The 26,171-nt window shown below is 53.2% G+C and carries 29 protein-coding genes and 1 riboswitch; of the genes, 9 read left to right on the forward strand and 20 right to left on the reverse strand.

Translation table 11 applies throughout. The features are described from left to right. Positions 1-134: 134 nt before the first annotated feature. Complete coding sequence (locus LZ463_RS01605) at positions 135-767, forward strand: TetR/AcrR family transcriptional regulator (RefSeq protein WP_241453165.1); 633 nt, start codon at positions 135-137, stop codon at positions 765-767. A 2-nt stretch (positions 768-769) separates the two neighbouring features. Here the strand turns inward: LZ463_RS01605 and LZ463_RS01610 are convergent, their stop codons facing one another. After that, the gene (locus tag LZ463_RS01610) at positions 770-1,519 is read right to left on the reverse strand and encodes an MgtC/SapB family protein (protein ID WP_241453167.1); all 750 of its coding nucleotides are present in this window, start codon (positions 1,517-1,519) and stop codon (positions 770-772) included. Between the two features lie 153 nt (positions 1,520-1,672). Continuing rightward, a riboswitch (yybP-ykoY riboswitch) is annotated at positions 1,673-1,800 on the forward strand. A gap of 80 nt (positions 1,801-1,880) precedes the next feature. Between LZ463_RS01610 and LZ463_RS01615 the strand changes: the two genes are divergently transcribed. Genes LZ463_RS01615 through LZ463_RS01625 form a run of 3 tightly spaced genes read left to right on the forward strand, consistent with a single transcriptional unit; the run spans position 1,881 to position 3,680 of the window. Further along, a complete protein-coding gene (locus tag LZ463_RS01615; RefSeq protein ID WP_241453169.1) occupies positions 1,881-2,453 on the forward strand; it encodes a TMEM165/GDT1 family protein in 573 nt (190 codons plus the stop codon). 54 nt (positions 2,454-2,507) lie between these two features. Then, positions 2,508-2,870, forward strand: a complete 363-nt coding sequence (locus tag LZ463_RS01620) for an ArsC/Spx/MgsR family protein (RefSeq protein WP_241453171.1) — start codon at positions 2,508-2,510, stop codon at positions 2,868-2,870. 6 nt (positions 2,871-2,876) lie between these two features. Next, positions 2,877-3,680, forward strand: coding sequence for a hypothetical protein (locus tag LZ463_RS01625; RefSeq protein ID WP_241453173.1), 804 nt, complete (start codon positions 2,877-2,879; stop codon positions 3,678-3,680). A gap of 214 nt (positions 3,681-3,894) precedes the next feature. On the opposite strand, the gene LZ463_RS01630 is transcribed toward LZ463_RS01625, so the two are convergent. The 5 genes from LZ463_RS01630 to LZ463_RS01650 all read right to left on the reverse strand — a co-directional run bounded on the left by LZ463_RS01630 (position 3,895) and on the right by LZ463_RS01650 (position 9,684). After that, entirely contained in the window at positions 3,895-4,542 is a 648-nt protein-coding gene (locus tag LZ463_RS01630) for a LysE family transporter (RefSeq protein ID WP_241453175.1), read from the reverse strand. Positions 4,543-4,653: 111 nt separating this feature from the next. Next, positions 4,654-6,210: an HDOD domain-containing protein gene (locus LZ463_RS01635; protein ID WP_241453176.1), complete on the reverse strand. Its 1,557-nt coding sequence runs from the start codon at positions 6,208-6,210 to the stop codon at positions 4,654-4,656. A gap of 60 nt (positions 6,211-6,270) precedes the next feature. Then, a complete protein-coding gene (locus tag LZ463_RS01640; protein WP_241453177.1) occupies positions 6,271-7,899 on the reverse strand; it encodes a tetratricopeptide repeat-containing response regulator in 1,629 nt (542 codons plus the stop codon). 180 nt (positions 7,900-8,079) lie between these two features. Continuing rightward, entirely contained in the window at positions 8,080-8,277 is a 198-nt protein-coding gene (locus tag LZ463_RS01645; protein ID WP_241453178.1) for a DUF2905 domain-containing protein, read from the reverse strand. Positions 8,278-8,511: 234 nt separating this feature from the next. Continuing rightward, on the reverse strand, positions 8,512-9,684 hold the full coding sequence (locus LZ463_RS01650; protein WP_241453179.1) for a class I SAM-dependent methyltransferase: 1,173 nt from the start codon (positions 9,682-9,684) through the stop codon (positions 8,512-8,514). Positions 9,685-9,729: 45 nt separating this feature from the next. On the opposite strand from LZ463_RS01650, the gene LZ463_RS01655 reads away from it, so the two are divergent. The 3 genes from LZ463_RS01655 to ttcA are packed head-to-tail and all read left to right on the forward strand — an operon-like array spanning position 9,730 to position 11,943. Continuing rightward, a complete protein-coding gene (locus tag LZ463_RS01655; RefSeq protein ID WP_241453180.1) occupies positions 9,730-10,545 on the forward strand; it encodes an SDR family oxidoreductase in 816 nt (271 codons plus the stop codon). A 15-nt stretch (positions 10,546-10,560) separates the two neighbouring features. After that, positions 10,561-10,959 (forward strand): dihydroneopterin aldolase, encoded by a 399-nt coding sequence (locus LZ463_RS01660; protein WP_241453182.1) that lies wholly within the window; start codon positions 10,561-10,563, stop codon positions 10,957-10,959. A 51-nt stretch (positions 10,960-11,010) separates the two neighbouring features. Beyond that, a complete protein-coding gene (ttcA, locus tag LZ463_RS01665; protein ID WP_241454265.1) occupies positions 11,011-11,943 on the forward strand; it encodes a tRNA 2-thiocytidine(32) synthetase TtcA in 933 nt (310 codons plus the stop codon). Between the two features lie 68 nt (positions 11,944-12,011). On the opposite strand, the gene LZ463_RS01670 is transcribed toward ttcA, so the two are convergent. From LZ463_RS01670 to phnG, 7 genes are read right to left on the reverse strand one after another with little or no spacing between them, the layout of a single operon-like run. After that, complete coding sequence (locus tag LZ463_RS01670) at positions 12,012-13,148, reverse strand: alpha-D-ribose 1-methylphosphonate 5-triphosphate diphosphatase (RefSeq protein WP_347176236.1); 1,137 nt, start codon at positions 13,146-13,148, stop codon at positions 12,012-12,014. After that, positions 13,145-13,855, reverse strand: a complete 711-nt coding sequence (phnL, locus tag LZ463_RS01675) for a phosphonate C-P lyase system protein PhnL (RefSeq protein WP_241453185.1) — start codon at positions 13,853-13,855, stop codon at positions 13,145-13,147. Before phnL ends, LZ463_RS01670 begins: the two co-directional genes overlap by 4 nt. Before the next feature lie 9 nt (positions 13,856-13,864). Beyond that, positions 13,865-14,659, reverse strand: coding sequence for a phosphonate C-P lyase system protein PhnK (gene phnK, locus LZ463_RS01680; RefSeq protein WP_241453187.1), 795 nt, complete (start codon positions 14,657-14,659; stop codon positions 13,865-13,867). After that, positions 14,656-15,576, reverse strand: a complete 921-nt coding sequence (locus tag LZ463_RS01685) for an alpha-D-ribose 1-methylphosphonate 5-phosphate C-P-lyase PhnJ (RefSeq protein WP_489686078.1) — start codon at positions 15,574-15,576, stop codon at positions 14,656-14,658. The genes phnK and LZ463_RS01685 overlap by 4 nt, the downstream gene beginning before the upstream one ends. Before the next feature lie 2 nt (positions 15,577-15,578). After that, positions 15,579-16,736 (reverse strand): carbon-phosphorus lyase complex subunit, encoded by a 1,158-nt coding sequence (locus LZ463_RS01690; protein WP_241453188.1) that lies wholly within the window; start codon positions 16,734-16,736, stop codon positions 15,579-15,581. Next, the gene (phnH, locus tag LZ463_RS01695) at positions 16,727-17,377 is read right to left on the reverse strand and encodes a phosphonate C-P lyase system protein PhnH (RefSeq protein ID WP_241453191.1); all 651 of its coding nucleotides are present in this window, start codon (positions 17,375-17,377) and stop codon (positions 16,727-16,729) included. The genes LZ463_RS01690 and phnH overlap by 10 nt, the downstream gene beginning before the upstream one ends. Further along, positions 17,374-17,865, reverse strand: coding sequence for a phosphonate C-P lyase system protein PhnG (gene phnG, locus LZ463_RS01700; protein WP_241453193.1), 492 nt, complete (start codon positions 17,863-17,865; stop codon positions 17,374-17,376). Before phnG ends, phnH begins: the two co-directional genes overlap by 4 nt. 132 nt (positions 17,866-17,997) lie before the next feature. On the opposite strand from phnG, the gene LZ463_RS01705 reads away from it, so the two are divergent. Together LZ463_RS01705 and phnN are read left to right on the forward strand one after the other, a co-directional pair. Then, a complete protein-coding gene (locus tag LZ463_RS01705; protein WP_241453195.1) occupies positions 17,998-19,206 on the forward strand; it encodes an alpha-D-ribose 1-methylphosphonate 5-triphosphate diphosphatase in 1,209 nt (402 codons plus the stop codon). Beyond that, positions 19,206-20,471, forward strand: a complete 1,266-nt coding sequence (gene phnN / locus LZ463_RS01710; protein WP_241453197.1) for a phosphonate metabolism protein/1,5-bisphosphokinase (PRPP-forming) PhnN — start codon at positions 19,206-19,208, stop codon at positions 20,469-20,471. Before LZ463_RS01705 ends, phnN begins: the two co-directional genes overlap by 1 nt. Before the next feature lie 73 nt (positions 20,472-20,544). On the opposite strand, the gene LZ463_RS01715 is transcribed toward phnN, so the two are convergent. The 7 genes from LZ463_RS01715 to LZ463_RS01745 form a co-directional block, all read right to left on the reverse strand. Beyond that, positions 20,545-21,123, reverse strand: a complete 579-nt coding sequence (locus tag LZ463_RS01715; RefSeq protein ID WP_241453198.1) for an HD domain-containing protein — start codon at positions 21,121-21,123, stop codon at positions 20,545-20,547. 31 nt (positions 21,124-21,154) lie between these two features. Further along, on the reverse strand, positions 21,155-21,928 hold the full coding sequence (phnE, locus tag LZ463_RS01720; protein ID WP_241454269.1) for a phosphonate ABC transporter, permease protein PhnE: 774 nt from the start codon (positions 21,926-21,928) through the stop codon (positions 21,155-21,157). Positions 21,929-21,968: 40 nt separating this feature from the next. Continuing rightward, entirely contained in the window at positions 21,969-22,949 is a 981-nt protein-coding gene (phnD, locus tag LZ463_RS01725; protein WP_241453199.1) for a phosphonate ABC transporter substrate-binding protein, read from the reverse strand. A 28-nt stretch (positions 22,950-22,977) separates the two neighbouring features. After that, on the reverse strand, positions 22,978-23,823 hold the full coding sequence (phnC, locus tag LZ463_RS01730) for a phosphonate ABC transporter ATP-binding protein (RefSeq protein ID WP_241453200.1): 846 nt from the start codon (positions 23,821-23,823) through the stop codon (positions 22,978-22,980). A gap of 175 nt (positions 23,824-23,998) precedes the next feature. Beyond that, complete coding sequence (locus LZ463_RS01735) at positions 23,999-24,415, reverse strand: DoxX family protein (RefSeq protein ID WP_241453201.1); 417 nt, start codon at positions 24,413-24,415, stop codon at positions 23,999-24,001. Positions 24,416-24,570: 155 nt separating this feature from the next. After that, complete coding sequence (locus tag LZ463_RS01740; RefSeq protein WP_241453203.1) at positions 24,571-25,476, reverse strand: pirin family protein; 906 nt, start codon at positions 25,474-25,476, stop codon at positions 24,571-24,573. 37 nt (positions 25,477-25,513) lie between these two features. Then, positions 25,514-26,116 carry an FMN-dependent NADH-azoreductase gene (locus LZ463_RS01745; protein ID WP_241453205.1) on the reverse strand — a complete coding sequence of 201 codons (603 nt, stop codon included), beginning with the start codon at positions 26,114-26,116 and terminating at the stop codon, positions 25,514-25,516. Positions 26,117-26,171: the final 55 nt, after the last annotated feature.

Here is a 26,171-nt window from a genome sequence, read left to right on the forward strand (position 1 = left end):
CAGCTGGCATTAGCCAGACCATGAGCCAGACCATGCGTCAAGGATGCTGGTTGTTTTTTCCACACGCTTACCAACGAGATGCGTCGCAAGGTAAGATGCAGATAACTGATTGAGCAGCACACACAGACTCGACAATGGCCCGCACACAAGCCTCCGATCATCATTTGCAACGCGACGAAATCCTGGAAAGGGCGGCCACTGCTTTTGCCTGCCACAGCTACCCTGGCACATCGATGAGTGCCCTGGCACAAGCTTGCGGCACTTCAAAAGCCCGGCTATACCACTACTACCCAAGCAAGGAAGCGATACTTTTTGATTTGCTGGACCGTTACACCCGTGTATTGATCGGCCTGGCTGAAACACACCGGGAATTGCCGGCGTTGATTGCCGCCTTTCTGGCCGAATATGAGCATTCGCAAACCCGGCACATCGCCCTGCTGAACGATGTCAAATTTCTGGCCAGGCCGCAAAGCACCCAGATTCTTGACGCACAAAGAAAAATCGTGGATTTGTTTGCGGCAGCCATACAGCGCAGCTTCCCCGAACGTACGCATGCGCAAAACCGCAGCGCCATTACCATGCTGCTGTTCGGCATGATCAACTGGACATTTACCTGGTTAAAACCACATCAAGATAATCAGGATAACAACAGGATGTCGTATGCAGATTTTGCCGTGCTGGTGACAGAAATCTTTATGAATGGCATGCAGAGCTTGCCGGAATTTCCGGCTTCGGCAGGCCATGACCTGCCTGGACCAGCTATCTGAGCTCAGTTCCTGGCGTGGGCGAGATTGTAAAATTCAACACCGTCAAAGGCCCCCAACTCCAGCGACAACTCACTGAGGCGCATGGCTTGTTTGCGATTTACCGCAACAGCCACGAAACGCCATTCTGCGCGCCCGTCTTTACAGTTGATGTTCAAGGTGCCGGCGGCAATTTCATAGCCGCGCTCCAAGGCCATTTGGCGCAGCGACTCTTCCCTGGGAATATAACCCTGGCGGAATTGCATGGTAATGGCAATAGCAGGTCTGGATGGCAGCCAGGATTCCAGTCTGGATACCCAGATCATGCATGCGGCCGATAAGAAAGCCAGCAGTATCGCGGCAGCGTAAAATCCCACGCCTACCAGTACTCCTATGGCCGACGACGCCCACAGTGAGGCTGCCGTCGTCAAGCCGCTGATGGTAAAACCTTCGCGCATGATCACACCAGCCCCGAGAAAACCTATGCCCGTCACCACGCCCTGTATGGTGCGGGAGGGGTCAAGGTTAACCGGCATCAATGCGCGGGCACCAAACCAGAAATCAGGATAGCCGGCAATCACCACCAGTGCTGCTGACGCCATGCAGACCAGGCCATAGGTGCGCATACCGGCTGCGCGTCCATGATAAGAACGTTCATAACCGACAACAAAGCCCAGCAGCATCGCGCCGGCCAGATTCATGAAGATAATTAAGTTGGCATGTAATTCAGCTGGCGACCAGAAGGTCATGAAATAGGAATAAAAAGATTGCATCATCGCCCACGCTATAAATCAGCCAGAAATAAGATAAATAATTTACTTGCATCAATTTACCTAATTCAGTGTAGCAAGCTCACCTTTTATCAACCAGTAAAACATAGTCAAATAACACAGAATGCCGCTTCCCTCCCATATGCGTTATAATTCGCACTCACATTCATTGGGGAGTAGCCCGCTTCGTCTACAGACGAAGAAAACGCATCAACATACTTGGCCATGCGGTCATGGTGCGTTTGGTTCAGGATTGGCAGAGCCAATATTCGATCGGGCAAGACCTTTGATAGTTATGTTTCTGCTGACCAGGGATGGGGCGGGATATGACTGTCATTGGTTAATCAGCCTCATCCCGCATACTCACATGGAAGCTTTCTTCGTCTCTGCTGTCGCTATCACCGTCGGTGAAATTGGTGACAAAACTCAACTGCTCGCCTTGCTGCTGGCTGCTCGTTATAAAAAACCGGCGCCCATCATACTTGGTATTCTGATAGCAACATTGCTCAATCACGCTCTGGCTGCCTGGCTGGGGCAATTGGTCGCCGCACACCTTGACGGCCAGTTGTTACGCTATTTGCTGGCGGCTTCTTTTCTGGCAATTGCGGCCTGGACACTGAAGCCCGATGAAATGGAAGGTGATGGCATCAACGAAAGTCGCTACGGCGTTTTTTTGCTCACCTGTTTCACTTTTTTTCTGGCAGAAATCGGCGATAAAACCCAGTTGGCAACAGTCGCCCTGGCTGCAAAATATAACGATCTTGCCATGGTGGTCGCTGGCACCACGCTGGGCATGCTGATTGCTGATGTACCGGCAGTATTCCTGGGCAAAATTGCGGCACCCAGCTTCCCTTTCAAGTACGTGCGCTGGTGTGCGGCGGCACTATTTGCCGTCCTTGGCCTGCTGGTTTTATCGGGTGTGGAATTAAAGTTTATTTAATACTTTCCCTTCTCCCGTGTTGACATATCAAAACCATAGAATGATGATACAAGCATGATTACGATCTATCACAACCCGCGCTGCTCGAAGTCGCGCGACACCCTGGCACTGGTGCAGACAATTGCCGATGAACAGAGCCTGCCCCTGCACATCATTGACTATCAAAAAACCGTGCCTGGCATTGCCGATTTACGGGCAATCATGGCGGCGCTGGGCACAAGGGATGTACAAAGCATCCTGCGTAGCAATGAAGACGAATACAGCAGCCTGCAGTTACAGGATGCAGACATGGCAACTGCCCTGGCCGCCATCGTTTCTCACCCGCGTTTGCTGCAAAGACCAATAGTCACTTATCAGAACAAAGCGGCAATCGGACGTCCGCCAGAACACGTCCTTACCCTGTTCAAGAAAGACTGAGCCGCCATGTCAGAATTTAAACTTGCCGCTGGCAGCCATATCAAATTCGGCTGTATCTCCAGCCAGCTTTACCCCATCCTGCGCCAGGGTTTGGCACAAGACATACCGCGCCAGGGCTTTGAAGAAGAAAGCAAGTTACCCGCAAAAGGCATCATGGTCGGCGAGCTGATGGCGTATTTTTCTGCCTGTGCCGCCTTTTGCAAAGCAACCAGCAGCCTGCACCAGGAACACCAGCAAGTGCTGGCAGAATTCGTCAACGCCCTGCAAACCCAGTTGGGCGAAAAACCGCAAATGCCGGAACTGGAAAGCATTGCCGTAGCGGCCGGTTTGCCAGTGATACTCGAGATTGAACTGGCAGAAGATTGCACACTGCTTGCTGACAGCCACTTTGTCACTGACAGCGAGGCCGAAAAAAGCTGGAAGCTGTGGCGTAGCGGCGCTCTGCTACGCGAAGGTGGTATACCGGCATCCTGGATCAAGAAATTCTATTTCCCGCGCTTGCTTGATTATCGAGATGTCAGCAATTCCAGAAGCCAGCGCTCACTGGAGCAAACCACTGATACGGCACTGATGGTCGGTGGCCTCATGCAATCCTGGCACAAGGACACACCTGCCGACCTGCTGCATGCCTTCCGCAAGCAATATGGCAGAATCAATTTCTCCCAGCACAGCAGTTTTGATGAAACTGCGCTTGAACGTTTCTTCAATCTGAATCCCATGCTGGATCCGGCCACTCGCCTGCTCAATCAAATGACGATATGGCAAGATATTGACGCCCTGGCCAAGAAGCAGCAGATACCACTGACTTAGAACCTGTTGACGCTCTTACTGCGTTGGAGTGATCGTGGTTCATGCACAGCTCAACATTTATGTTACCCCGAATGTTACCTTGCCACCACTGACGCAAGTTGGCGACAGGTCATGAACAGGTTATTGGTTGTTTATGTCAGGAGCGCAATTGAAAACACCGCCAGGCAGGCGGTGTTTTTTCTATGTGATGCTGCTTTCAGTACATTTCGGTAAATTAATTCGCCGGGCTACGCTTGACAAAGAACAGGGCTGTACCTATCGCCATCAGAATGCCCCCAAAAAAGCGGTTCTGGCTCTTCAGCCATTTTGGGTCGCGAAAGTAGCGCTGCATGCTGGAAGCTGCAAAGGCATAACCATGCATGACCACCAGGTCAACAGCGCACATGGTGACGCCGAGTATCAATAACTGCGGCAACAAGGGGGCATCATGGGAAATAAACTGGGGTAACACGGCAACCATGAAGATGATTCCCTTTGGATTGGTGGCGTTCGTCATGAAACCGGTCAGAAAACGTCGTGACATCGCCGGCGCCTGGGTCGCTGCAGCAGTTGAGGTTTCCGCAGAGCTCACTACCTCGACCCTGGCACGCCACTGATTGATGCCAAGATAAATCAGGTACAGAGCGCCTATCGTCTTGACGACGCCAAATGCAAATTCTGATGCCATCAATATCGACCCCACACCCGCACCGGCGACAGCCAGTATCAGCAATAAACCAGCCTGCAAGCCCAAGATGGTGCCAGTCGTTTTTTTCAAGCCATAGTTCAGGCCATGGGACATCGACAGGACAGCACCCGAACCGGGTGAAACGGCAATCACACAGGCCGCAAAGAAGAAGGTAAGCCAGGTAGTAAAGTGCATACGTCACGCCTCCGTAAAAAGAGAATGAGGCATTGTAACCCGTCAGTTTAAAACCTGCCGTCAGTAGAATCCGCAATGACCTGCCATCAACAGAGGGCAAACAATAAACATTCAGCTGCGCATCATGGCAGCCAGCAACTGGCTCTTGAGGGTCTTGATGAGGGCAGTTTCATCAGGCGGCACACCTTCATCGGCATTAACAACGCGATCCGCATAAAACAGGCCCAGTGATTTCTTTTGTATCACCAGAGGCAGGATGATGAAGCTGCGGGCATCCGGCAAGATGGTTTTATGCCACTCTGGCAACAGATTTTTTATCTTGGGCACAGTGGCGTCAGAAATCATCAGGTCAACATTATTCGTCATCGCCAGATGAAACAGCGTTTGGTCAGGCTTACCGCTAAAAGCAAAGCCCTTTTGCCTTTCAGCATAGTTTTCACCGATTGCCAGTCTGGCGACATAGCGCACGGTTTGCAAATCACGCAAACAGACCGTCGCAAAGCGAAAGCCCATGCTGCTGTACAGGGTTTCGAGCACCAGCAGGATCAGGTCATTGAGCTTTAAGTTGTCGGAAGCCAGCATTTGGGTGACATCCTGCACACCTGCCAACAGCAAGTCACGGGCATGCTTGGGCTTGCCGCTGGGATGCCGTTCATCACCCTGAATTTCGCCAGCCTCATAATTCTTCAGCAAAAGCTCGTTTAACACGCCATCTGTACTATTGGGGTCTGTCTCACCGATATGGATGTCCGACATGGCGATATCCATGCTCTTGGCCAATTGCCTGGTCTCGGTCTCGACCCTGAGCAGCATGGCGTCAAGTACTGGCTGATCAAGGTCGAGCGCCTTGCCGTAGCGTTGCAATAGTGACTTGGATTTTTCGCTTAAATTACCGCCCCCTGAATTCATGATCATGGACGCCATCGCATCACTGAAACTGGCCACTTGTCGCAACCATTCTGCACGGGTATTGACTTTCTTTAACTCACCCGCTGGCAACGGAGCCAGGGACTGTATGATGGTGTCCGGGATCTTCCACTCCGTCAAGGCCATTTCCCCAAAACGCTCATAGCTACAGCCTAGCAGAGTGGAGCTGGCATCCTGGATGGTGGTCTGGCCGGTCTGCAGCATGCTTTGTATGCGCGAGTACAAGGAGTGATCAAAAGAAGCGACCAGTACCTTGCCTACATTTTTGAATAACGCAGCTACAGCCGCCTCTTCACCATCCTGGAAACGTCCCCGCTGCGCCATTTCTCGTCCGACTATACTGGCGCTCAATGCCTGTACAAGTTCGCGCCTGACACTGTTGGCATGACTTTTATCCTTGAAACAATCAACCAGGAGCATCGCCATGGCGCTGGTTTTGATACTGTTGAAGCCAAGCAGGAAAATCGCCCTGGAAATTGTCGTCACCGGCGCACCAGAACTGGTACGGTAATGAATGGTATTCGAGAGACGTAATATTTTTTGCGTCAGCGCCACATCCGCCAGTACAAAATGGGCCAGCTTGGCAACCGGGTCTTCACTCGATGACGTAATCTCCACCACCTTGGTAATCGACACCCCCAGCGTTGGCAAGCTGCTTTCTTCAGTAATCTGTTTCAGCAGCCGGTCGCGTGGCAATTCAGGTGCATGTTCATCTAAATGGACAGAAGGTTGGGTTGCCATGATCTCCGCGACTGATTATTTTGCTGCCATTCGCCCACCGGGAAACAGGCTAAGACTGATTTATTTTGCGACACGCATTGTATTGATACCGTACTTTTTCTGCAGTTCATCATACAGGCCACGGATCGCTTTCAAGCGCGGATTCATGGGATCAAGGCGACGGGCTGAATCGATCAACTGGCGCGCCAGTTCGCCGGTAGCATGATCCCAGCCCATGTTTTCCAGGCATTTCAGCGCTGCCAGGGCGGCATTCAGGACAACCTGGGGATTATCCGGTGACTTGCGTGCCGCTGCGGACATCAACTCAACTGAACCACGGAAATCGCCAGCCTTGGCTTTTTGCACGCCAAGCGCGACCAGGTCCATGACCTCTTTCTGGCTGCGTTGCGCCAGTTCTTTGGCGATATGCCCTTTGCCCGCACTTTCAAACACCCCCATGGCTTTGGTCATGACCTGCTGGTTGCTGGCGTTCTTCATGACGTCAAGAATGATCTCGGAGGCACTGCCTTCCTGGTCATTCTCTAGGCAGCTTTTTGCCAGGCCCAGCTTGGCGTCGGTAGACAAGCCTATATCTTCACGCGATGCGGCAACGGCATTTTCCAGTTCCGTGCTTAACCTGGTATCACCGGTCTTGGCATGCACCATGGCAGCAGAAATCGCCCTGACCGCTTCTGTCTTCTTCAGGCCAGACATATTCTTTTCGAGATCCCGTATCACCGACTTCGCCTGTTCGGTGTCACCTTTTTTGACCAGGGCATCCACCAGGTTCATGTGATCTTCAGGGTCGCGGAATTCAGAAAATTTGGCTTTACTGACAACTTTTTTAAACACATTCTCTGCAGTCTCGATATCACCGGTTTCCAATGAAATTTTACCAAGTTTCCGCAGGCGGCGAACCGCGTGCGGGGATACGCTGACAGCGACATCAAGCACTTCTTTTGCTTCGGGCAATTCACCAACGACTTCATGTGTCTTGGCAAGCCAGTCATAGGCATCCATGTACTTGCTATTTTCTGCAACCAGGTTTTTCAGTATGTCTTCTGCTTCCTGGTACTTGCCCTGCATGAACAGGGTCTTGGCCAGGCCCAGACGTGCCCAGGCAACTGCCTTTAATTCGAATAAATATTTATACAGTTCTTCCGCCTCGGCAGCCTCACCCTGTATTACATGCAGTTCTGCGCGCAGGCGCATGAAGTCGATCGCATACTTGGGATAATCGCGTTCACCATGATGGCAGGCCATGATAGCTTCCGGGATGGCGCCCTGTTCCATCAGATTGTAGACCTCCACGAAGGCCTTGCGTTTTTCCAGGGCACGAATGACACGCTCAAGCAGCATGTCGGCAGTAAACGGTTTGAGCAGGTAATCAGAAGGTGCAAGTTCGGCAGCACTGACAACCTTGGCATAAGAGCGCTCTGCCGTCACCATGATAAAGATGGTTGATAGTGGCGCCAGTTTGTGGTGACGTATGTCTTCCAGCAATTGCTGACCATCCTGGCCGACACCAAGATCATATTCACACAGGATCAGATCAAAGACCTTTGACTGGATGGTGCGAACTGCCGTACCTGCGGACAGCCCGTGTTCAATTTTGTTGATGCCACATAGATTAAGCATATTGTGCAAACTGACCCGCATGCCTGCATGCGGTTCAACGAGCAATGCCCGGATGTCGCTGAGTTCGCTCATGTTGACCTTTAGCCTAATTATTGTTGATCTCGCTACCAGCCAGGCTGACTTTTCTCCAGGGTCGGCATGGCCTTATCTGCCCAGACAGACAATTTCATTATATAAAGTGACGGCGTGATGATGTGAAAACTTTACCCCCAAGCAGCATCAATGTTGCAAGGCTTTAACAAATTTAACGCTTTATTTGAATATTCTGGACAGGACGAGAACGAATAAAGAGATCAATATCGTAGAAGCGAAGGGAAAAGAAAAGCTGCGACCAAACAATTTGAAGCGTAAATCCCCGGGTAACCGGCCTATGCCAAGCTTTTCCAGCCAGGGCAGCGCACTGGAAAAAACCACTACAACCAGAAAAATCGTTAATACCCAACGAAACAAAGTTTACTCCCGGATTCTTAGAACCTGTTTGCGATCTTACTGTAGTTGCGTAGCCGGGTTTACACGGCGCTCATGCGCTGCTCAACATGCTCATGTACTCAATTCCAGCTTTCAGGCTGCATTTTATGCGGTCCTGACAAAGTTGACGCACGCTCGCTACAAATTAAACAGGTTCTTGCGCCATTAAATTGCCCGGATGCAATTTCCTATGATGGTCACCCGGATACCTGGCCATCATAAGCGATGGCTGCGATCCAGTCGCAATAAATCTTCCGGCAGGTCCAACTGCTTGCCAACTATCAACACTTTGAATAACTCCCCCATCTCTGCCGGCGACACCAGTTTTTGCAGGGCATTTGCCTGCGGCAGGTAATGCATGACCTGCTCGGCAGAAGTCCGCGCCAGCAGGTCAGCTATGCCAGCCGACATCAGAAAGCTGGCCTGGCTGGTATAGGCCAGCAATTCCAGCCCCCCAAGCAGGGCAGCCCTTGCCATTGCCGTAAAATCAACATGAGCCGTAATATCCTGCAAGCCGGGCAGGTAAAAAGGATCAGGATGGGCATGATGGCGATAATGGCACATCAGGCTGCCTTGCAGGCGTTGCGGGTGATAATATTCGGCAGCCGGAAAGCCATAATCGATCAGGATAGCGGCCCCCGCCTGTGGCCCGGCCTGCAGCATGCTCGCCAGGCTGTGCATGAAGGCACTGGCTACCGCATGCACTTCTGTCATATAACCGACCGGCAAATCCTCATGCTGCGGGATTTGCGCAATCTTATCAGGATTACAATCAACACCGGTCTGTTCGCGATAAAGCAGCCTCGGTCCAGCCTCATCTTCCACAACTGCCACACCGATCTCACGCCAGCCCTCGGTGGTCTTGATCACCAGGTCCACGGGCATGGCGTCAAGTACTTCATTTCCCAGCACCAGACCGGAAAAAGATGCCGGCATGGCATCCAGCCAGCTCACCTGCGGGAAGTCTTTCAGCAATTCTTCCTGACGTGCACGCAATTCTCCGGACAATTCCACGATAAAATAGCGGTCCAGAGTGATTCCGGAAAATGTACATTCCGACAAAAAGTCATAGGCAAGCCGGCCTGTTCCCGCACCGAACTCCATGACCTGGGGTACAGTTTGACGCAACAACTGACTTGCCGTCCTCGCCAGGGTGGCGCCAAATAAGGGCGACATTTCGGGTGCGGTTGTAAAATCACCGTCTTTGCCTAATTTTGTGGCACCGCCGCTGTAGTAACCAAGATCAGGTGCATACAGAGCCAGTTCCATGTAGCGTGAAAACGGTATCCAGCCCTGTTGCCTGCGGATATCGTCGATGATCAGTTGCTGTAGCGTCGTGGAAGCGGCCAGCGCATCATCGCCCGGCACAGGTAGAGATAATTTATGCATAGCTGCATTGTATTAAAAACGCACTAACTTCTGTTAAGAATTTCCATGACCGATCTTATTGACAACAATCACAGTTCATCACCACCAGCGCGGATTGCGCTGGTCACCGGTGCCGCCAGGCGCATAGGGCGGCATATCGCCCTGTACATGGCGCAGCAGGGCTGGGATATAGTTGTCCATTATGGCACTTCAGCCCTGGAAGCAGACCAGGTCGTTGCTGACATCATCAAACTGGGACGCCGGGCCACGGCCTTGCAATGCAACCTCGCTGACGAACGAGCCACGCGTCAGTTATTGCCGGCCGCGCTTGCTGCTTTGGGCAGGGTTGATTGCATCGTCAACAATGCATCGCTGTTCGCCGAAGATGATGTCAAGAGCTTCAGTCAGCATAGCCTGGACGCCCACATGCATGCCAACCTGGCCGCGCCTGTCATCCTGGCGCAAGCCCTGCATGAAGCAACACCAGAGGGCCGACAAGCCTGCGTCATTAACCTGCTTGACCAGAAGCTGTACAACCTCAACCCCGATTTTTTGTCTTACACCCTGTCCAAGGCGGCCTTGCAATGCGCCACCACTACCCTGGCGCAAGCACTGGCGCCCAAGGTCCGGGTAGTCGGTGTGGCCCCCGGCATTACCATGGTCTCTGGCCATCAAAGCACGGCCGATTTTGCGCAGGCGCATCAGGTGACACCGCTGGGCCGTTCCAGCACACCTGAAGACATCGCACGCACCATCTGTTTTCTGGCTGACAGCCGCGCCGTGACAGGCACGACGGTATTGGTTGACGGTGGCCAGCATCTAGTTCCAACGCAGCGCGACATCATGTTTCTGGCGACTGCAAACGTATCCACTTCTTTTTAATGAATCAGGTCCACTATGTTATCCATCCTGCACCATCCCCAGCTCGCTGACTGCCGCCGCCTGTTTTTGCGCAACTACGAAATCTCCATCAATATTGGCGTGCATGAATTCGAGAAAAAAGGCGAACAGCGGGTATTGATCAATGTCGACCTGTATATACCGCTGGCGTTGTCCACGCCAAAAGAGGATCATCTCAATGAAGTCGTTGATTATGACTTCATGCGCTGCACGATTGCCGACCGCATCGCCCAGGGCCATGTGCACTTGCAGGAAACCCTGTGCGACGATGTCGCCCGCATCATGCTGGCGCACCCCCGTGTGCGTGCTGTACGCGTATCCACCATGAAACCGGATGTCTATCCCGATTGCGAAGGCGTGGGTGTAGAAGTATTCCAGATCAAAAACGAAATCTAAATCCTGAGCACGAATTAAAAGCATATCATGCAAGCACTGAATGAAACACTGATGGAGGCAACACCGGCCATCGCGACCTCAAAGCAGGACAGCCCAGGCAAGTCGCAAGAAAAAATCACTTATGAAAACAATAAGCTGCACAAGCGCCTGTGTCGCCTGGTCGGCCAGGCCATAGGTGATTTCAATATGATAGAAGAAGGCGACAAGGTGATGGTCTGCCTGTCAGGCGGCAAAGACAGCTATGCCCTGCTCGACATATTGATGACCTTGCGTGAACGGGCGCCGATCAATTTTGACATCATTGCCGTCAACCTTGACCAGAAGCAGCCCAACTTCCCGGACCATGTACTGCCAGCTTACCTGGAAAAACTGGGGATTCCCTATCACATCGAGAACCAGGATACCTATAGCATCGTCAAGCGCCTGATCCCGGAAGGGAAAACCACCTGCTCACTGTGTTCGCGCCTGCGTCGCGGCATCCTGTACCGGGTTGCCGATGAACTTGGCGCCACCAAGATTGCCCTTGGCCATCATCGTGACGACATTCTGGAAACTTTCTTCTTGAACATGTTCTTTGGTGGCAAGCTCAAGGGCATGCCCGCCAAATTGCAATCAGACGATGGCAGGCACATCGTCATCCGCCCTTTGGCCTATGTGAAAGAAAGCGATACGGGGCGCTATGCCGAGGTCAAGCAATTCCCCATCATCCCCTGTGATCTTTGCGGCTCACAAGAGAATTTGCAGCGCAAGCAAATCAAGGGGCTGATGCGTGAATGGGAGAAGAAATTCCCCGGGCGTGTGGACAATATTTTTGCATCATTGTCCACCGTTGCACCATCACATCTGATGGACAGGAATTTGTTCAATTTCACTGATTTACAGATCAGCGGCGAGGCCAATCCCAATGGTGATATCGCCTTTGATGATGAACCTTGTGCGACACCTGCGGCAGGTGTCATTTCCCTGCATCTGGATCAGGATTAAACCATATACTGCAAAGCAAAGGCTGCCAACGAGCAGCCTTTGCCTTATTCACATTTTACCCGAAGCAGTCAGGCAATCTGCACGCCCGCCTTCCAGACACCAAGCACCACCGGTATTCCCTGCACCACACGTACCCGCAAGAAGTCCGCACGCAAACCAACAGCCAGTTCGCCCCTGTCATGCAAGCCTATCATGCGGGCCGGATTACGGCTAACGGTTGCCATGGCCTTGGGCAGGTCGAAACCCTGATCCTGCAGCAGGAAAGCAGCATGCAAAAGACTGGCCGGCACATAATCGGATGACAAGACGTCAAGCAAGTCTGCCCTGGCCAGTTCAGCTGCCGAGACATTGCCGGAATGCGAACCGCCACGCACCATATTCGGCGCCCCCATGATGATGCCCAACTGCTGTTCGCGTGCAGCGCGAGCGGCAGCAACCGTGGTCGGGAATTCGGAGATCGTTACGCCATCACCGACACCTTCACTCACATGTTCTATGGTTGTGTCATCATGAGTTGCTAGCGGTACCGGTCTATCAAGATTGCGACAACTGGCAACGATGCTGCGGCGGTTGGCTGCAGCATAGGTTTGCTGGCGCACCAGCAAACGCTCCAGCATGGATTCAACCTTGTCTTCACTCCAGCCACGCTTGCCCGACACATAAGTACGGTAATGGGTCAGGTCTGTCCACTGCCTTTGCCCCGGCGTATGGTCCATCAGCGAGACCAGTTTCAGTCTGTCGTCATTGAGGTATGGGGCAAACATGTCGAGCAGGTTTTCTTCTGCCAGTTCAAGTCGCATGTGCAAAAAATGGTCAGCGCGCAAGATGCCAGATTCTGCTGCCAGCCGCAAGCCTTGCGTGCAGGCCTCCAGCGTGTCATTGCGCATGCTGTCTGAATCAATATCACCGACAGAAATCGCATCAAGCACGGTCGTGATGCCGGATGCAGCGACCTGGGCGTCATGCGCCATGATGGCCGGCAAGGTGGGCCAGTTGACCTTGGGCCTGGGCATCAGATGTTTTTCAAGATTGTCAGTATGCAGTTCCACCATGCCGGGCAAGAGGTAATCACCATTCCAGTCATCGCCGCCAGGCAGGCTGGCAGGCGCACCAAGTGTAGCTATTGCACCGTTCTCTACAGTCATCTCACCTTGCAGGACCTGATCGGCCAGCACCAGTTGTGCATTCTTTATTCTGTTCATCATGCTGCCACCAGGTTAACGGATTGCGCTGCGGGTATGGAAAAAATCCGGGTCGCCAGAGCCTGGCGTACTGCTTCATCATGAAAGATGCCGACAATGGCTGCGCCACGCTCTCGCGCAGCATTGATCATGTTGATGACTGTGGCGCGGTTGGCTTCATCAAGCGAAGCAGTGGGTTCATCAAGCAAAAGTATGGGATAGTCATAGATCATGGTACGGGCGATATTGACACGCTGCTGCTCCCCGCCGGAAAAAGTCGCCGGCGGGATGTGCCACAGACGTTTTGGGATGCGCAGGTGCACCAGCAATTCTTCTGCTCTTTCATCTGCCTGCTGTTTTTCTACACCACGCATCACCAAGGGTTCTGCCACCAGGTCCACAGTGGAAATGCGCGGTATCACACGCAGGAACTGTGTGACAAAACCGAGTGTATCATGGCGTACTGCCAGCACCTGTTGTGCTGCTGCCGATTGCACGTCCACCCAGGCGTTGTCATGCCAGATATTGACGCTGCCGCTGCTGGCACGGTAGTTGGCGTACAGACAGCGCAGCAATGTCGATTTGCCTGCACCGGACGGCGCATGGATAACCACGCATTCGCCGGCATCCACCTGCATGTCTATGTTCTGCAAGATGGACATTTCCTGCCCGCCTTGCAGGTGCAGGGTAAAGTCCTTGGACAGGCCCTGTACTTCTATACGTCGCAACATAATCTTTCCTCAAGCCTGCAATACTGATGAGACCAGCAACTGTGTGTAAGGATGCTGAGGATCATCAAGCACCTGGTCCGTCAAGCCCTCTTCCACCACCTGTCCCTGGCGCATCACCATCAGACGGTGAGCCAGCAGACGCGCCACTGCCAGGTCATGGGTGACGATGATCGCCGCCACCTGCAATTGAGACACCAGTTGACGCAACAGGTCGAGCAGACGCGCCTGTACCGACACATCAAGACTGGCAGTCGGTTCATCCATAAAAATCAGGCGTGGCCTGGTGACCAGGTTACGTGCTATCTGCAAGCGCTGCTGCATGCCGCCGGAAAAATCACGCGGCAGGTCGTCGATACGGGCAATGTCAATTTCCACTCTTTGCAGCCAGTCAGATGCTTCTGCACGTATCTGCCCATAATGACGGGCGCCGACAGCCATCAGGCGTTCACCAACGTTAGCGCCAGCCGATACGTCACTGCGCAGACCATCCCTGGCGCTTTGATGGACAAAACCCCAGTCTGTACGTGACAGCAGGCGGCGGCGCGCCTCACTGATACTGAACAGATTTACCACGCCTTCATTGCGGGTGTGGAACAAGACCTCGCCCTGCTCTGGCACCAGTTGCCCGGCCAGGCAATTGAGCAGGGTCGATTTGCCGGACCCCGATTCGCCGACGATGCCCAGCACTTCACCCGGATACAGGCTGAGATTAACATTGCCGCAGGCGACTTTGCCGCCATATATCTTGCTGACATTGCGCGCTTCCAGCAAAGGCTGCGAAACTTGCTGATCTTGAGCACTCATGCATCCGCCTTCTGTTCCTGTTCGTCCCTCCGGGTACGGCAATAGTCCGTATCACTGCATACATACATCCGTGATCCCTGGTCATCAACGATCACTTCATCAAGGAAACTGTGGGCGGCATCACACATTGCGCAACGGTGGTCCCATTGTTCTATCTCGAAGGGGTGATCTTCAAAATCCAGGCTTTTGACCCGCGTATAAGGTGGCACGGCATAAATGCGCTTTTCACGCCCGGCACCGAATAATTGCAAGGCCGGGTTCATGTTCATCTTGGGATTATCGAATTTGGGAATAGGTGAAGGACGCATCAGGTAGCGCTCATTGACAATCACCGGATAATCGTAGGATGTTTCTATCTTGCCCAGGCGCGCGATGTCTTCATAGAGCTTGACGCTCATCAGGCCATAATCTGCCATCGCATGGTATTTGCGAGTCTCCGTCTCGCTGGGTTCCAGCCAGCGCAATGGCTCCGGGATGGGTACCTGATACACCATGATCTGTCCGGCAGACAAGGGAGTTTCAGGAATGCGATGACGTGTCTGTATCACCGTTGCCTGCGTGGTTCTTTCTGTCGTCGCCACACCGGTGGTGCGGCGGAAGAAGCGGCGTATGTTGACCGCATTGGTGGTATCGTCTGAGCCCTGGTCAATGACTTTCAATACATCATCCTGCCCGATGATGGCAGCAGTCACCTGTATGCCGCCCGTACCCCAGCCATACGGCAGAGGCATTTCACGCCCGCCAAACGGCACCTGATAACCGGGTATGGCAACAGCCTTCAGGATAGAGCGGCGTATCATGCGCTTGGTCTGCTCATCAAGATAGGCAAAGTTATAACCTGCTTCAGGTTGTGCAGTATGCTTCTGTGTTGCCTGTTGCAATTCTGCCGGCCTGGCAAGATCGGAGTTCGCTTCCATCATCACGCTGCCTTTTGACTGGTTGGTTCTGCGGCCTTTTCTTCCGCTCCGGTTTCGTTGCCCTGCTCTTCCAGCCTGGCATTGATGGCTGTGCGCAGGCTGCGCAAGACATTCAATTCTGACTGGAAGTCAACATAGTGCGGTAATTTCAGATGTTGCACAAAACCTGATGCCTCGACATTGTCGGCATGGTAGAGAACGAATTCTTCCATTTGCGCCGGTGCGGTAATTTCCTCCTTCAGCTCCGGCGCACGCAGCGCGCGATCAACGATGCCCATGGCCATGGCCTTGCGTTCACCATGACCAAAGCTCAGTCCATAGCCGCGGGTAAATTTCGGCGCTTCGGTTTGCGAACCGATAAACTGGTTAACCATCTGGCATTCAGTCAGTTCTATCTCGCCTATGTCGATGGCAAAACCAAGCTCTTCCGGCACGACTTCGACAGCCACCTTGCCATAACGGATTTCGCCTGCAAAAGGATGGTTGCGGGCATAGCCGCGCTGGGTCGAATACGCCAGCGCCAGCAGGAAGCCTTCATCGCCACGGGCCAGGCTTTGCAGCCGCAGGGCGCGACTGGCAGGGAATTGCAGAGGTTCGCGGGTCAGGTCGAAAGGCTCAGGATCGCCTTCCGGTATCAGCTCATGTTCGATCAAACCTTCCTGGTTAAGAAAATCCAGCACACGCGGGCAGGTTTCTGCCTCTTTACCATCGACGACCGACGCTGGCATGGATTCGGCCACATTCGTCATCGCCTGCGCCGCCAGGGAGAAATCGAGCAGGCGCTGGGTATAGTCATACGTGGCGCCAAGCACCTGACCACCTGGCACGTCCTTGAAAGTGGCTGAAATACGTCTTTGTATCAGCATTTTCGACGTATCGACAGGTACGGTCGCCAGCAGGCGCGGCAAAGTAGTGCGGTAAGCACGCAGCAAGAAAATCGCTTCTATCAAGTCACCACTGGCCTGCTTGATGGCGAGGGCAGCCAGGTCCTTGTCATACAGCGATGCCTCACTCATCACGCGGGCAACGGCCAGCGACATCTGTTCACGGATCTGGGCTATGCTCAATTCTGGTATACCGGTATCACCACGACGCATTTTTGCCAGCGCCAGATAGGATGCGGCGATCGCTTTTTCACCACCTTTTACAGCTACATACATAGAGGCTCCTGCACTTTTCCAGCCCGCAGTTCTTCCTGCAGGCGGCTGGTACGAGGCAAGCCGAGTACCCTGTCACCACAGCAGAAAATCACATCAACGCCTTGAGGGAAAGACTGGTGATTCTGGCGCCATTTGCTGACAAAGTCTGCCGGCAGGCCGCTCACACGAAAACTGGTTTTATCCTTGATACCGGGACCACTGAGCCAGCATTGCGGGCCATTATCCAGGTCATCGACCTGTATCAGCAAAGTCGCTGACTTGTCGGGGTAAGTCATGCTGCCCTGGGCGTAGACATCCAGGTCAAGGTGTTCAGGCATGCCGCGCAAGACAGCAAAATTCGCCTGTGACTTATCTCCCACCAGAGGCAAGCCACAATGGAAGCGCAGATAGGAACGTACCGCATCATTGTCGAGTTCGGGCGCCAGCCATGCCGTGGTTTCAAAGTCCATCAGGGCAAGACAACTGGCAGCCGTTGCCATATGCAGAGGGGGAGGCGCTTTCAGCTCAACCATAAGGCGTTGTATGCTACCCGGTTCAGACAAGGCCTTGAGCAAACTGCGAAACACCAGTTGCGCATCCTGCACAGTGTCGTTCCAGGCGGGTAACATATTTTTCAATCCCTGATCATGGGGGAAACTCATGTATCTTCTCCTCTTACCATGGTCATGAATTCGACCCTGGTCGCTTGTGCCTGTGCTCTTGAATAAGCTTCTTGCCTGTCCAGAAATTCTTTCAGCGGCTTGATGATTTTTTCTTCCACTCTTGCCCTGGCGTCGCCCTGCATCAAGGCATCAAAAATGGCTGCCCATTCAGCATGACGGGCGTCACGGCCCGCTACATAGGCAACACCGGTTTCACCGGTATCAAGCCGTAATGCACAACGTGTCAGCGACATTTCTCCAAGATTGAACTGGGCGCCGCTGCCACCAGCTCTCGCCCTGACCATGGCCAAGCCGGTTTCTGGTTTTCTCAACCACAGGTAACCTGGCAAATCACCAAACTCCTGCACACTGGCTGCCAGGTTTGCGGAAGGGATTTTAGCCAGGACAGACATCCAGCCAGCCCTTTCCTGCTGAGCGGGATTGGTGTCTTGAGTGGCACTTGACTTCGGACTTTGATCTGCGTTCATGGTGCAACATTACAGCAGCATTAAATGAAGTCTTGATGACATCCTTGTTGACATCAGGTGAAGTTTTCAACATGTCAATTTCCAGTCATATTTACTGTTTAAGATGAACTGACATCATCAGGAAAGCCGACAATGGAAACGCATATTTCAATTCAGGGTGGCAAACACTTGCGGCAAGACAGTCATGCGCTTCCATACTGGGCTGAAGACAGCATGCATCTGCACGCTGATGGCATCACCCATACCGGCAAGGCTGGTTTCTTGCACGCTGGCAAGAACCCGGTATTCGATGCCGAAGGTTTGCTGGTGTTGCCTGGCCTGGTTGATATCCATGGCGATGCCTTTGAGCGTCAGTTACAGCCGCGTCCAGCCACCAGCTTTGCCTATGATATTGCGTTTGCCGATACAGACAGGCAATTGATAACCAATGGCATTACCACCGCTTGCCATGGTCTGACATTTTCCTGGGAAGGCGGTTTGCGTGGCCGTGAAGCAGCACTGTCCACCATAGAACAGGTGGCAAGGCAAAAAGCCAGTGTACATGCTGATCACCGTATCCATCTGCGTTTTGAAAATCATCATATCGATGGTTTGCATGATGCCCTTTCCTGGATAGAGTCTGGCATCGTTGATTTTTTCGCCTTCAATGAGCACTTGCCATCGATATTGAAAAAAAGCACTGTGCCTGAGAAACTGGCCAGCTATGCTGAACGCGCCCGTTGCGATGTTGCCAGTTTTCTCGAGCGTCTGCACAGGGCACAGGCGCGCTCCACCAAAGTTGCGCAGGCAATCACACAACTGGCAGCTGCCTGCCGTACGCATGGCATCGCCATGGCTTCGCATGATGATGAAAGCCGTACTGACCGTGAACGCTTCCAGTCCCTGGGGGTCGATGTCAGTGAATTTCCCAAGACAGAGGAAGCATTGCAAGCCGCCGAAGCCCTGGGTAATCATGTGATCATGGGCGCGCCAAATATCCTGCTTGGTGGCAGCCATTGCGGTGGCTTGTCAGCCAGCGATGCCGTGCGCCGCGGCCTGTGCGACATACTGGCTTCAGATTACTACTACCCGGCAATGTTGCATGCGCCGTTTCGCCTGGAACAGGACGCTGTCTGCAGCCTGGAGCGCGCCTGGCAGCTGGTGTCTTATAACCCGGCACAGGTATTGGGTCTGCATGATCGCGGGCAGCTTGCCAGCAACCTGCGTGCCGATCTGATCATGGTGGAAAGACAAACCGATGGCAGCCCACGCCTGATTGCCACCATCGCTGCCGGTAAACTGGTATTTTGCGCTGAACCTGAGCGTTTGCGCTACATGCCACACCTGGAAATGGCTGCATAATGCGTTATGCCCTGTATTTCTCCCCCGCGCCCGATAGTCCATGGTGGCAAGCTGGCGCCAGCTGGCTGGGCCGCGACCCCATGCATGCCGGCAAAATCCAGCAGGGCCATATCCCCGGTGTGCCTGATATCCTGTTATCCGGGCTGACGGCTGAAGCGCGTCGTTATGGCTTCCATGCCACCCTGAAAGCACCATTCAATTTGCTCGAAGGTTTTCACGAAGCAGATCTGATCAGCATGGCGAATGCCTTTGCCAGACTCCAGCCTGTCATCAGCATCTCTGAATTGCAGATACGCATGATGGGTGATTTCCTGGCCTTGCGGCCACATGGCAATGAAGCTGAAATCAATGCCCTGGCCATGCGCTGCGTCAGCTTTTTTGACATGCTGCGCAGCGCCCCTGATGCTGCCTATCTGGCAAAGCGCCGCCATGCAGGCCTTAGCGCCAGACAGGAAAGCCTGTTGCAACAATGGGGTTACCCTTACACTGAAGAAGAATACCGCTTCCACCTGACGCTGAGCGACGACCTGAGCGACACCGATGCCGATCTGCACTATGCCTTGCGCAAGGCTGCCGAACATCAATTTGGCAAATTGATGGAAGTCGCACCATTGGCGATCGATGCATTGACGATATTCAGGGAAGAGCGTCCAGGCCTGCCATTCAATTTCTGGATGCGCTTCCCTTTCCAGGCAAAATTCCAGCAAAAGACCTTGCCTGCCAGCGGCCGCCTGTTCTTCGTGGTTGGCCCTTCCGGCGCCGGCAAGGATACGCTCTTGCAATGGGTCAGGGATAATCTGCCTGCCAATGCCGAACTGGACTTTGCGCAAAGGACAATTACCCGCCCTGCCCATGACAGCGAGGGACATGAAGCACTGAGCCAGGAAGCCTACTGGCAGGCCGCAGCCGCCGGTCATTTTTGCATGCAATGGCAGGCCAATGGGCTGTGTTACGGCATACGCCGGCATATCGAGGTCAAGCTGAAATGCGGCCATGATGTCATCGTCAATGGTTCACGCGAATACCTGCCCCAGTTGAAACAATTATTCCCTGACGCGAAAATCATCTGGATCATGGCAGACCCGGAACAGATCAGGCAAAGGATGGAAAAACGCCAGCGCGAATCGGGCGCCGCCTTACTGAATCGCATAGACAGGGGTTTGAAATTCTCTGTTCCTGAAGACCAGAACATCATCTGCATAGACAATAGCGGGGCAATCCATATAGCCGGCCAGAAACTGCTGAAGATACTGACTCAGGATTAAGCCGTTTTCCGACGTGTGGGAATGACTTCTCTCAAATAGCCTGGCTCTGGGCAATCTGAATTTGAATTAAATGTCACGCAGCTGCGGACTGTTCCGAGCGCACATGCCGGCTATATTTTTCCATCAAGGCAATCAGTGTATCAAGTGCTGGCATCTCTGCATCGACCAGTTTTGCAGCATCATCCCACAGACGCAGGCGTACGGCGTCTTCTGCATAATGCTGCTCCATGAATTCTGTTGCCTGTGCGACAGAGTAAGGGCCACCCTGCCAGATCAGGCTGCGCTGCGATGCCGGTGACAGACCTGACCAGTACAGGGGATCTGCCGCACACAGATAACGCTTGGCGTCCACATGCAGGCGTATTGGGCCGGTCACATCATGATCAAACAGGTCTGCCAGCAATTCTGCAGCGAATTCACCATGCGGGAAAGTCTCATCGGTCTCGCCATCCGCCAGATGCGCTATATCGTGCAGCAGGGCTGCAATGATCATGGCATCGGATGCCTGCTCTGCCATGGCCAGACCGGCGCATTGCAGGGCATGTTCAAGCTGGGTGATCGTTTCACCGCCATAACAACCGCCAGCCCGGGTTTGCAACCAGTCGATGACGGTAGGCAGATCAAGGCGCTGGACAGGATGGCGAGTATGCATGGCGATGTATTCAATAAAGATAATGATGAACTCAAATGAAGATTTTCCTGAGTCGGGAAGACAAGACGTCGATGATACTGACGGTCACGACTATCATCAACAAGACGGCGCAGGTTTGCGCATATTGGAAAGCGCGTATGACTTCCCACAGGATGACACCTATGCCGCCCGCACCGACCATGCCAACCACGGTAGCCGAGCGCACATTTGATTCGAAACGATACAGGGTGAAAGATATCCACAAAGGCATCACTTGTGGCAATACTCCATAGACAATTTCTTCCAGCGCATGGGCGCCGGTGGCGCGTATGCCTTCCACAGGCTGCGGGTCTATGGCCTCTACCGCTTCGGAAAACAATTTCGACAAAATGCCTGTAGTATGCACGAACAGGGCGAGCACACCGGCAAATGGCCCCAGGCCCACCGCCACCACGAACAGCATGGCAAACACCATTTCATTGATGGCACGAGCAGCATCCATCAGGCGACGCACAGGCTGACTGACCCAGGCTGGTGCGATATTGGAAGAACTGAGCAAACCCAGGGGGATCGCGCAAACCACCGCCAGGGCAGTACCCCAGGCGGCGATCTGCAAGGTCACCAGCAGCTCTTGCAGGTAAATACGCCATTCGTGGAAGTCTGGCGGAAAAAAGCTGGCCACATAAGTCACCATATTGCCGCTGTCACGTAACAATTCAAGAGGGCGCATATCTGCTCCCGTCCATGACATGGCGAGTATAGCCAGGACGATGCCCCAGACCAGTAATTTGCCGGTATCACGCCCGGGTGCTGCAGGCAAGTTCATGACGGTTTGCGGACGAGTTGCTGGTGTACTGTTCATGCTGTCAGGACTTGCCAATATCGTTCAGCTTGCGATTGATGTCGTCAAGCCTGGCTTTCTTTTCGTCAGCGTTCAAAGCCACATCTGCCTCGATCTTGATTTTTTCCTTGAACAATTCGAGCTGGCGTATCGGTTTTAACTGTGCATTGGAAGATTCCTGGAAACCACCCAAGGTCAGTTTTGCCAACTGCGTTTTTTCACGTGCGGCATCGGTGCCATTCTTGCCATAGCTGACAAAGAAATCCTTGATCTTGTTTTTCACGTCGGCAGGCAAGTCCTTGCGCCACACCAGTGGGTCAGCCGCGATCAGGGGAGATTTCCAGACCTGACGCAATTGGCTCGCCATTTCCGGCTGGCGTGCCTTGATGCGGTCAAGCACGTCAGAACTGTGCACCGCGGCGTCGACTTGTTTGTTGGCAACGGCCAGTATATTTGCCTCATGGTTGGCGCCACGAACTGTCTTGAAAGCAGTCTTGGGATTGATATTGTTTTGTGCAAACACATAATAACTGGGCACCAGGAAGCCAGATGTGGAGTTAGGATCGCCTATGCCAAAATTGAGATTCCTGGCATTTTTCAAAACGTCGTCCAGTGTCTGATAAGGACTATCTTTATGCACAGAGATCATGCTGTAGTAACCAAGCGTGCCATCCGCATTAACGGTTTGTGCAAATACTTCTGCACTGGAACGGTCAACAGCTTCAATGGCTGATTTGTTACCTACCCAGGCGAATTGCACTTTGTTGAAGCGCATGCCTTCGATCACGCCGGCATAGTCAGGGGCAAAGAAGGCATTGATCTTGATGCCGAGCTTTTTGCTCATGTCGTCGAGCACGGGCTGCCAGTCCTGTTTCAGGTTTTGTGATGATTCCGTGGAGATAATGCCAAAGTTCAGCGTCTTGACTGCCTCATCTGCCGTCACGCTTGCAGCAGATGCCGCCATCGCCAGACCCAGTGAGAAATTGAGCATGAATTGTCGAAACATGGGAATACTCCTGATGCGAAAAGAAAACTCAGGCGGCAGCCGCAAGAGTGGGGAGGGAAATGGTCTCGGCGGCAATGCTGTCGTGACCGGTTTTTACAGGTGCCGGGCTCAGTAGTTCTTCTGCTTCAGCACCATACAAGTCGCGCAGCATGGGTATGCTCAGTTCGCTGGACGGACCGTCATACACGACGCGCCCACGCGACAAGGCCACGGTACGCGGGCAAAAACGCAGGGCGATATCAACCTGGTGCAATGACACCAGTACTGTCGTACCATCCTGTCGGTTCAAATCAGCCAGGGTCTGCATGACACGACGTGCAGATTCAGGATCCAGCGAAGCGATCGGCTCATCCGCCAGTATCACCCTGGCTTGCTGGACGATGGTGCGGGCAATCGCCGCCCTTTGCTGCTGGCCGCCAGACAAGGCAGATGCACGTTTGTAGGCATGCTCGGCAATACCTACCCGTGCCAGTGCCGCCATGCCCAGGGCTTTTTCTTCACGGGTAAAAATGCGCAGGCAACTGCGCCACAGGGGGATGCGGGCGATGCCGCCTGTCAACACATTGGTCAGGACAGGCAGGCGTCCGACCAGGTTGAATTGCTGGAAAACAAAACCAATTTGCGAACGCAAGCGACGTATATGCTTGCCGGCAACACCGTTTGCCTGCACGATCTGTTCACCCACCCTGATGTCATTCTTATTGTTGTCTGCCGTGATCAGGGCAGAGATATGGCGCAACAGGGTAGATTTGCCAGAACCGGAAGCACCGATAAGGGCCACCATTTCACCGGGTGCAAACTGCAACTCAATATTGTCGAGCGCCTGATAGCCGCCTTTGAAGGTTTTGGAAATGCCATTGATTTCTATCTTCATTGCCTGCGCCCCATTTGTCCAGGATTGAACTCATCCACGGGAGTATTAGGCAGGAATATGTCAGGCGTATGAAAGCCAGATTACAGGATGATGAAACAGCATGTAAAGTTGAAATGGCGGGCAATCGTCTGACCGGTCCGCCATTTCTTTTCAAAACTTGATGATAAAAATCAACTCAGGCTTTTCTGCCATCGAGGCTCCAGCCACCGCTGCCATGTATCAATACATACAAAAGACCACCGGCCATGGAGATATTTTTCATGAAATGTATCATCTGGTTTTGCGCCTGCTCGGCAGGTACGCCCCAGAAATGATGAAAGATAAGAGCCGCAGCCAGGGTGAACAGGATCATGGCTGCAGCGGCCCAGCGTGCCCGCCAGCCAATAATCACCATGATGCCACCGCCTAGTTCAACCGCGATGGCGGCAATGGCTGCCAGCGCCGGCAATGGCAAACCCTTGCTGGCGATATAGCCTACCGTCTGTTCAAAACCGGCAATTTTGCCGGCACCGGATGCCACGAAGATCAGGGCGATCAGTACACGGGCGATGAAGGAGCCGAAGACGGGCCCTATGGTTTCTGCTTGTTTCATTTTGTCCCTCAAATGTAAATTTTGATTCTGCTTAATCGACATGCTCTTGTGATCGCTGAATGCGTGTGGCGAGCGACGCCAGTTTGAGACAGGACACGCAGTCGTACTGTAAGTACGACGAACATCGCAGGCTCAAAACCGCGCCGCGCAGCAACTCAATCAGCACTCACCAGCTTGCCTTCACGAAAATCGCTGATGGCCTTGAATATCTCTGCCTGGCTATTCATGACAAAGGGCCCGTACTGGACGATGGTTTCATTCAGGGGTTGACCGGCAATCAGCAGCAACCTGCTGTCTTTTACTGCATTGATGAACACACCATCGGCATCTGAGGCTTTTTTCAAGATCGCCATTCTCTGCTCCGGCACGGCACGTTCTGCAATCTGCACCTCACCCTCATAGACATAGGTGAAAGCATTCATGCTGGATGCCAGTTGCTGCGAGAAACTGCTGCCCGCCGGCATATGTACGTCCAGATACAGCGGTTCAGTCACCTGGCGCTGCACCGCACCGTCCACGCCATGACTGTGGCCAGCAATCACACGAACCTTGACGCCGGCATCAGTCACAAACTCGGGTATGGACTCGCTTTGTATATCGCGGTACCAGGGTTCTGTCATCTTGTCTTTGGCCGGCAGGTTCAGCCACAGCTGGAAACCTGCCATACGGCCTTCCTGTTGCTCGGGCATTTCGGAATGGATCACACCACGTCCGGCTGTCATCCATTGCACACCACCGTTTTGCAGCAAACCTTCGTTACCGGCACTGTCACGATGACGCATGCGGCCTGCCAGCATATAAGTGATGGTTTCAAAGCCACGATGCGGATGGCTGGGGAAGCCGGCAATATAATCACTGGCCTCATCACTGCCAAAAGCATCAAGCATGAGAAAAGGGTCCAGCCGGTATTGCAGTGGCTGCGTCAATACCCGCGTCAGCTTGACACCGGCACCGTCTGAAGTTGGCTGCCCTGCCACCAATTGCTCGACGACTCGTGATTGTGTGACGCTGTCAGTTGCCTGCGTCTGGACTTGAAGCAAAACTGTGTCTGTGGTTTCCATGATCCTCATTCCTGGTGATTTTCAAACTACTCCAATATCAGGCTGGCAATAAGTCATTCATTTGCTGATATGCTGAAGCCAGCGATGCTTTTTCAGCATCAGGGCCCATGGCCAGGCCTTCAGCATAGACAAACTCAACGTCAGTCATACCCAGAAAGCCAAAGAAAGTTTTCAGGTAAGGCATTTGCGTGTCATTTGGCGTATTGCGATACAGGCCTCCGCGTGTCAGCACCACATAGACCTTCTTGCCGGTCAGCAAACCTTCAGGACCATTGGCGGTATAACGGAAAGTCACCTGGGCGCGCGAAATCGCATCTATCCAGTTTTTGAGCTGTGCAGAAATACCAAAGTTGTACATCGGAGCACCGAGTACCACGACATTGGCAGCCTGGATCTCGGCAATCAGGGCATCGTCAAGAGCGACACGGGCTTGCTGTTCGGCATTGCGCTGGTCGGCCGGGGTAAACAGTGCCTGCAATGCTGTTTCATCAAGTATGGGATGTGGATTGCGGCCCAGGTCGCGTACCTTGACTTCAGCGCCAGAGGTGGTTTCGAGCAGGCGTTGCACCAGGGTGTTGGCCAGTTGAGTGGAATGGGAACCTTCGGCACGGGCGCTGGAGTTGATTTGCAGGATGTTCATTTTGAGTCCTTTTCAAAAAAGTGTTGATGGACGTACTTTAATCATTCCACAATCG

Origin of the sequence: Undibacterium paludis (genome assembly GCF_022568815.1) — a bacterium.
In the GTDB taxonomy this organism is placed as follows: Bacteria; Pseudomonadota; Gammaproteobacteria; order Burkholderiales; family Burkholderiaceae_D; genus Undibacterium.

Coding starts and splice junctions, on each gene's coding strand:
- LZ463_RS01605 (WP_241453165.1), top strand. CDS start 135: ATGGCCCGCACACAAGCCTCCGATCATCATTTGCAACGCGACGAAATC.
- LZ463_RS01610 (WP_241453167.1), bottom strand. CDS start 1,519: ATGATGCAATCTTTTTATTCCTATTTCATGACCTTCTGGTCGCCAGCT.
- LZ463_RS01615 (WP_241453169.1), top strand. CDS start 1,881: ATGGAAGCTTTCTTCGTCTCTGCTGTCGCTATCACCGTCGGTGAAATT.
- LZ463_RS01620 (WP_241453171.1), top strand. CDS start 2,508: ATGATTACGATCTATCACAACCCGCGCTGCTCGAAGTCGCGCGACACC.
- LZ463_RS01625 (WP_241453173.1), top strand. CDS start 2,877: ATGTCAGAATTTAAACTTGCCGCTGGCAGCCATATCAAATTCGGCTGT.
- LZ463_RS01630 (WP_241453175.1), bottom strand. CDS start 4,542: ATGCACTTTACTACCTGGCTTACCTTCTTCTTTGCGGCCTGTGTGATT.
- LZ463_RS01635 (WP_241453176.1), bottom strand. CDS start 6,210: ATGGCAACCCAACCTTCTGTCCATTTAGATGAACATGCACCTGAATTG.
- LZ463_RS01640 (WP_241453177.1), bottom strand. CDS start 7,899: ATGAGCGAACTCAGCGACATCCGGGCATTGCTCGTTGAACCGCATGCA.
- LZ463_RS01650 (WP_241453179.1), bottom strand. CDS start 9,684: ATGCATAAATTATCTCTACCTGTGCCGGGCGATGATGCGCTGGCCGCT.
- LZ463_RS01655 (WP_241453180.1), top strand. CDS start 9,730: ATGACCGATCTTATTGACAACAATCACAGTTCATCACCACCAGCGCGG.
- LZ463_RS01660 (WP_241453182.1), top strand. CDS start 10,561: ATGTTATCCATCCTGCACCATCCCCAGCTCGCTGACTGCCGCCGCCTG.
- ttcA (WP_241454265.1), top strand. CDS start 11,011: ATGGAGGCAACACCGGCCATCGCGACCTCAAAGCAGGACAGCCCAGGC.
- LZ463_RS01670 (WP_347176236.1), bottom strand. CDS start 13,148: ATGATGAACAGAATAAAGAATGCACAACTGGTGCTGGCCGATCAGGTC.
- phnL (WP_241453185.1), bottom strand. CDS start 13,855: ATGTTGCGACGTATAGAAGTACAGGGCCTGTCCAAGGACTTTACCCTG.
- phnK (WP_241453187.1), bottom strand. CDS start 14,659: ATGAGTGCTCAAGATCAGCAAGTTTCGCAGCCTTTGCTGGAAGCGCGC.
- LZ463_RS01685 (WP_489686078.1), bottom strand. CDS start 15,576: ATGGAAGCGAACTCCGATCTTGCCAGGCCGGCAGAATTGCAACAGGCA.
- LZ463_RS01690 (WP_241453188.1), bottom strand. CDS start 16,736: ATGTATGTAGCTGTAAAAGGTGGTGAAAAAGCGATCGCCGCATCCTAT.
- phnH (WP_241453191.1), bottom strand. CDS start 17,377: ATGAGTTTCCCCCATGATCAGGGATTGAAAAATATGTTACCCGCCTGG.
- phnG (WP_241453193.1), bottom strand. CDS start 17,865: ATGAACGCAGATCAAAGTCCGAAGTCAAGTGCCACTCAAGACACCAAT.
- LZ463_RS01705 (WP_241453195.1), top strand. CDS start 17,998: ATGGAAACGCATATTTCAATTCAGGGTGGCAAACACTTGCGGCAAGAC.
- phnN (WP_241453197.1), top strand. CDS start 19,206: ATGCGTTATGCCCTGTATTTCTCCCCCGCGCCCGATAGTCCATGGTGG.
- LZ463_RS01715 (WP_241453198.1), bottom strand. CDS start 21,123: ATGCATACTCGCCATCCTGTCCAGCGCCTTGATCTGCCTACCGTCATC.
- phnE (WP_241454269.1), bottom strand. CDS start 21,928: ATGAACTTGCCTGCAGCACCCGGGCGTGATACCGGCAAATTACTGGTC.
- phnD (WP_241453199.1), bottom strand. CDS start 22,949: ATGTTTCGACAATTCATGCTCAATTTCTCACTGGGTCTGGCGATGGCG.
- phnC (WP_241453200.1), bottom strand. CDS start 23,823: ATGAAGATAGAAATCAATGGCATTTCCAAAACCTTCAAAGGCGGCTAT.
- LZ463_RS01735 (WP_241453201.1), bottom strand. CDS start 24,415: ATGAAACAAGCAGAAACCATAGGGCCCGTCTTCGGCTCCTTCATCGCC.
- LZ463_RS01740 (WP_241453203.1), bottom strand. CDS start 25,476: ATGGAAACCACAGACACAGTTTTGCTTCAAGTCCAGACGCAGGCAACT.
- LZ463_RS01745 (WP_241453205.1), bottom strand. CDS start 26,116: ATGAACATCCTGCAAATCAACTCCAGCGCCCGTGCCGAAGGTTCCCAT.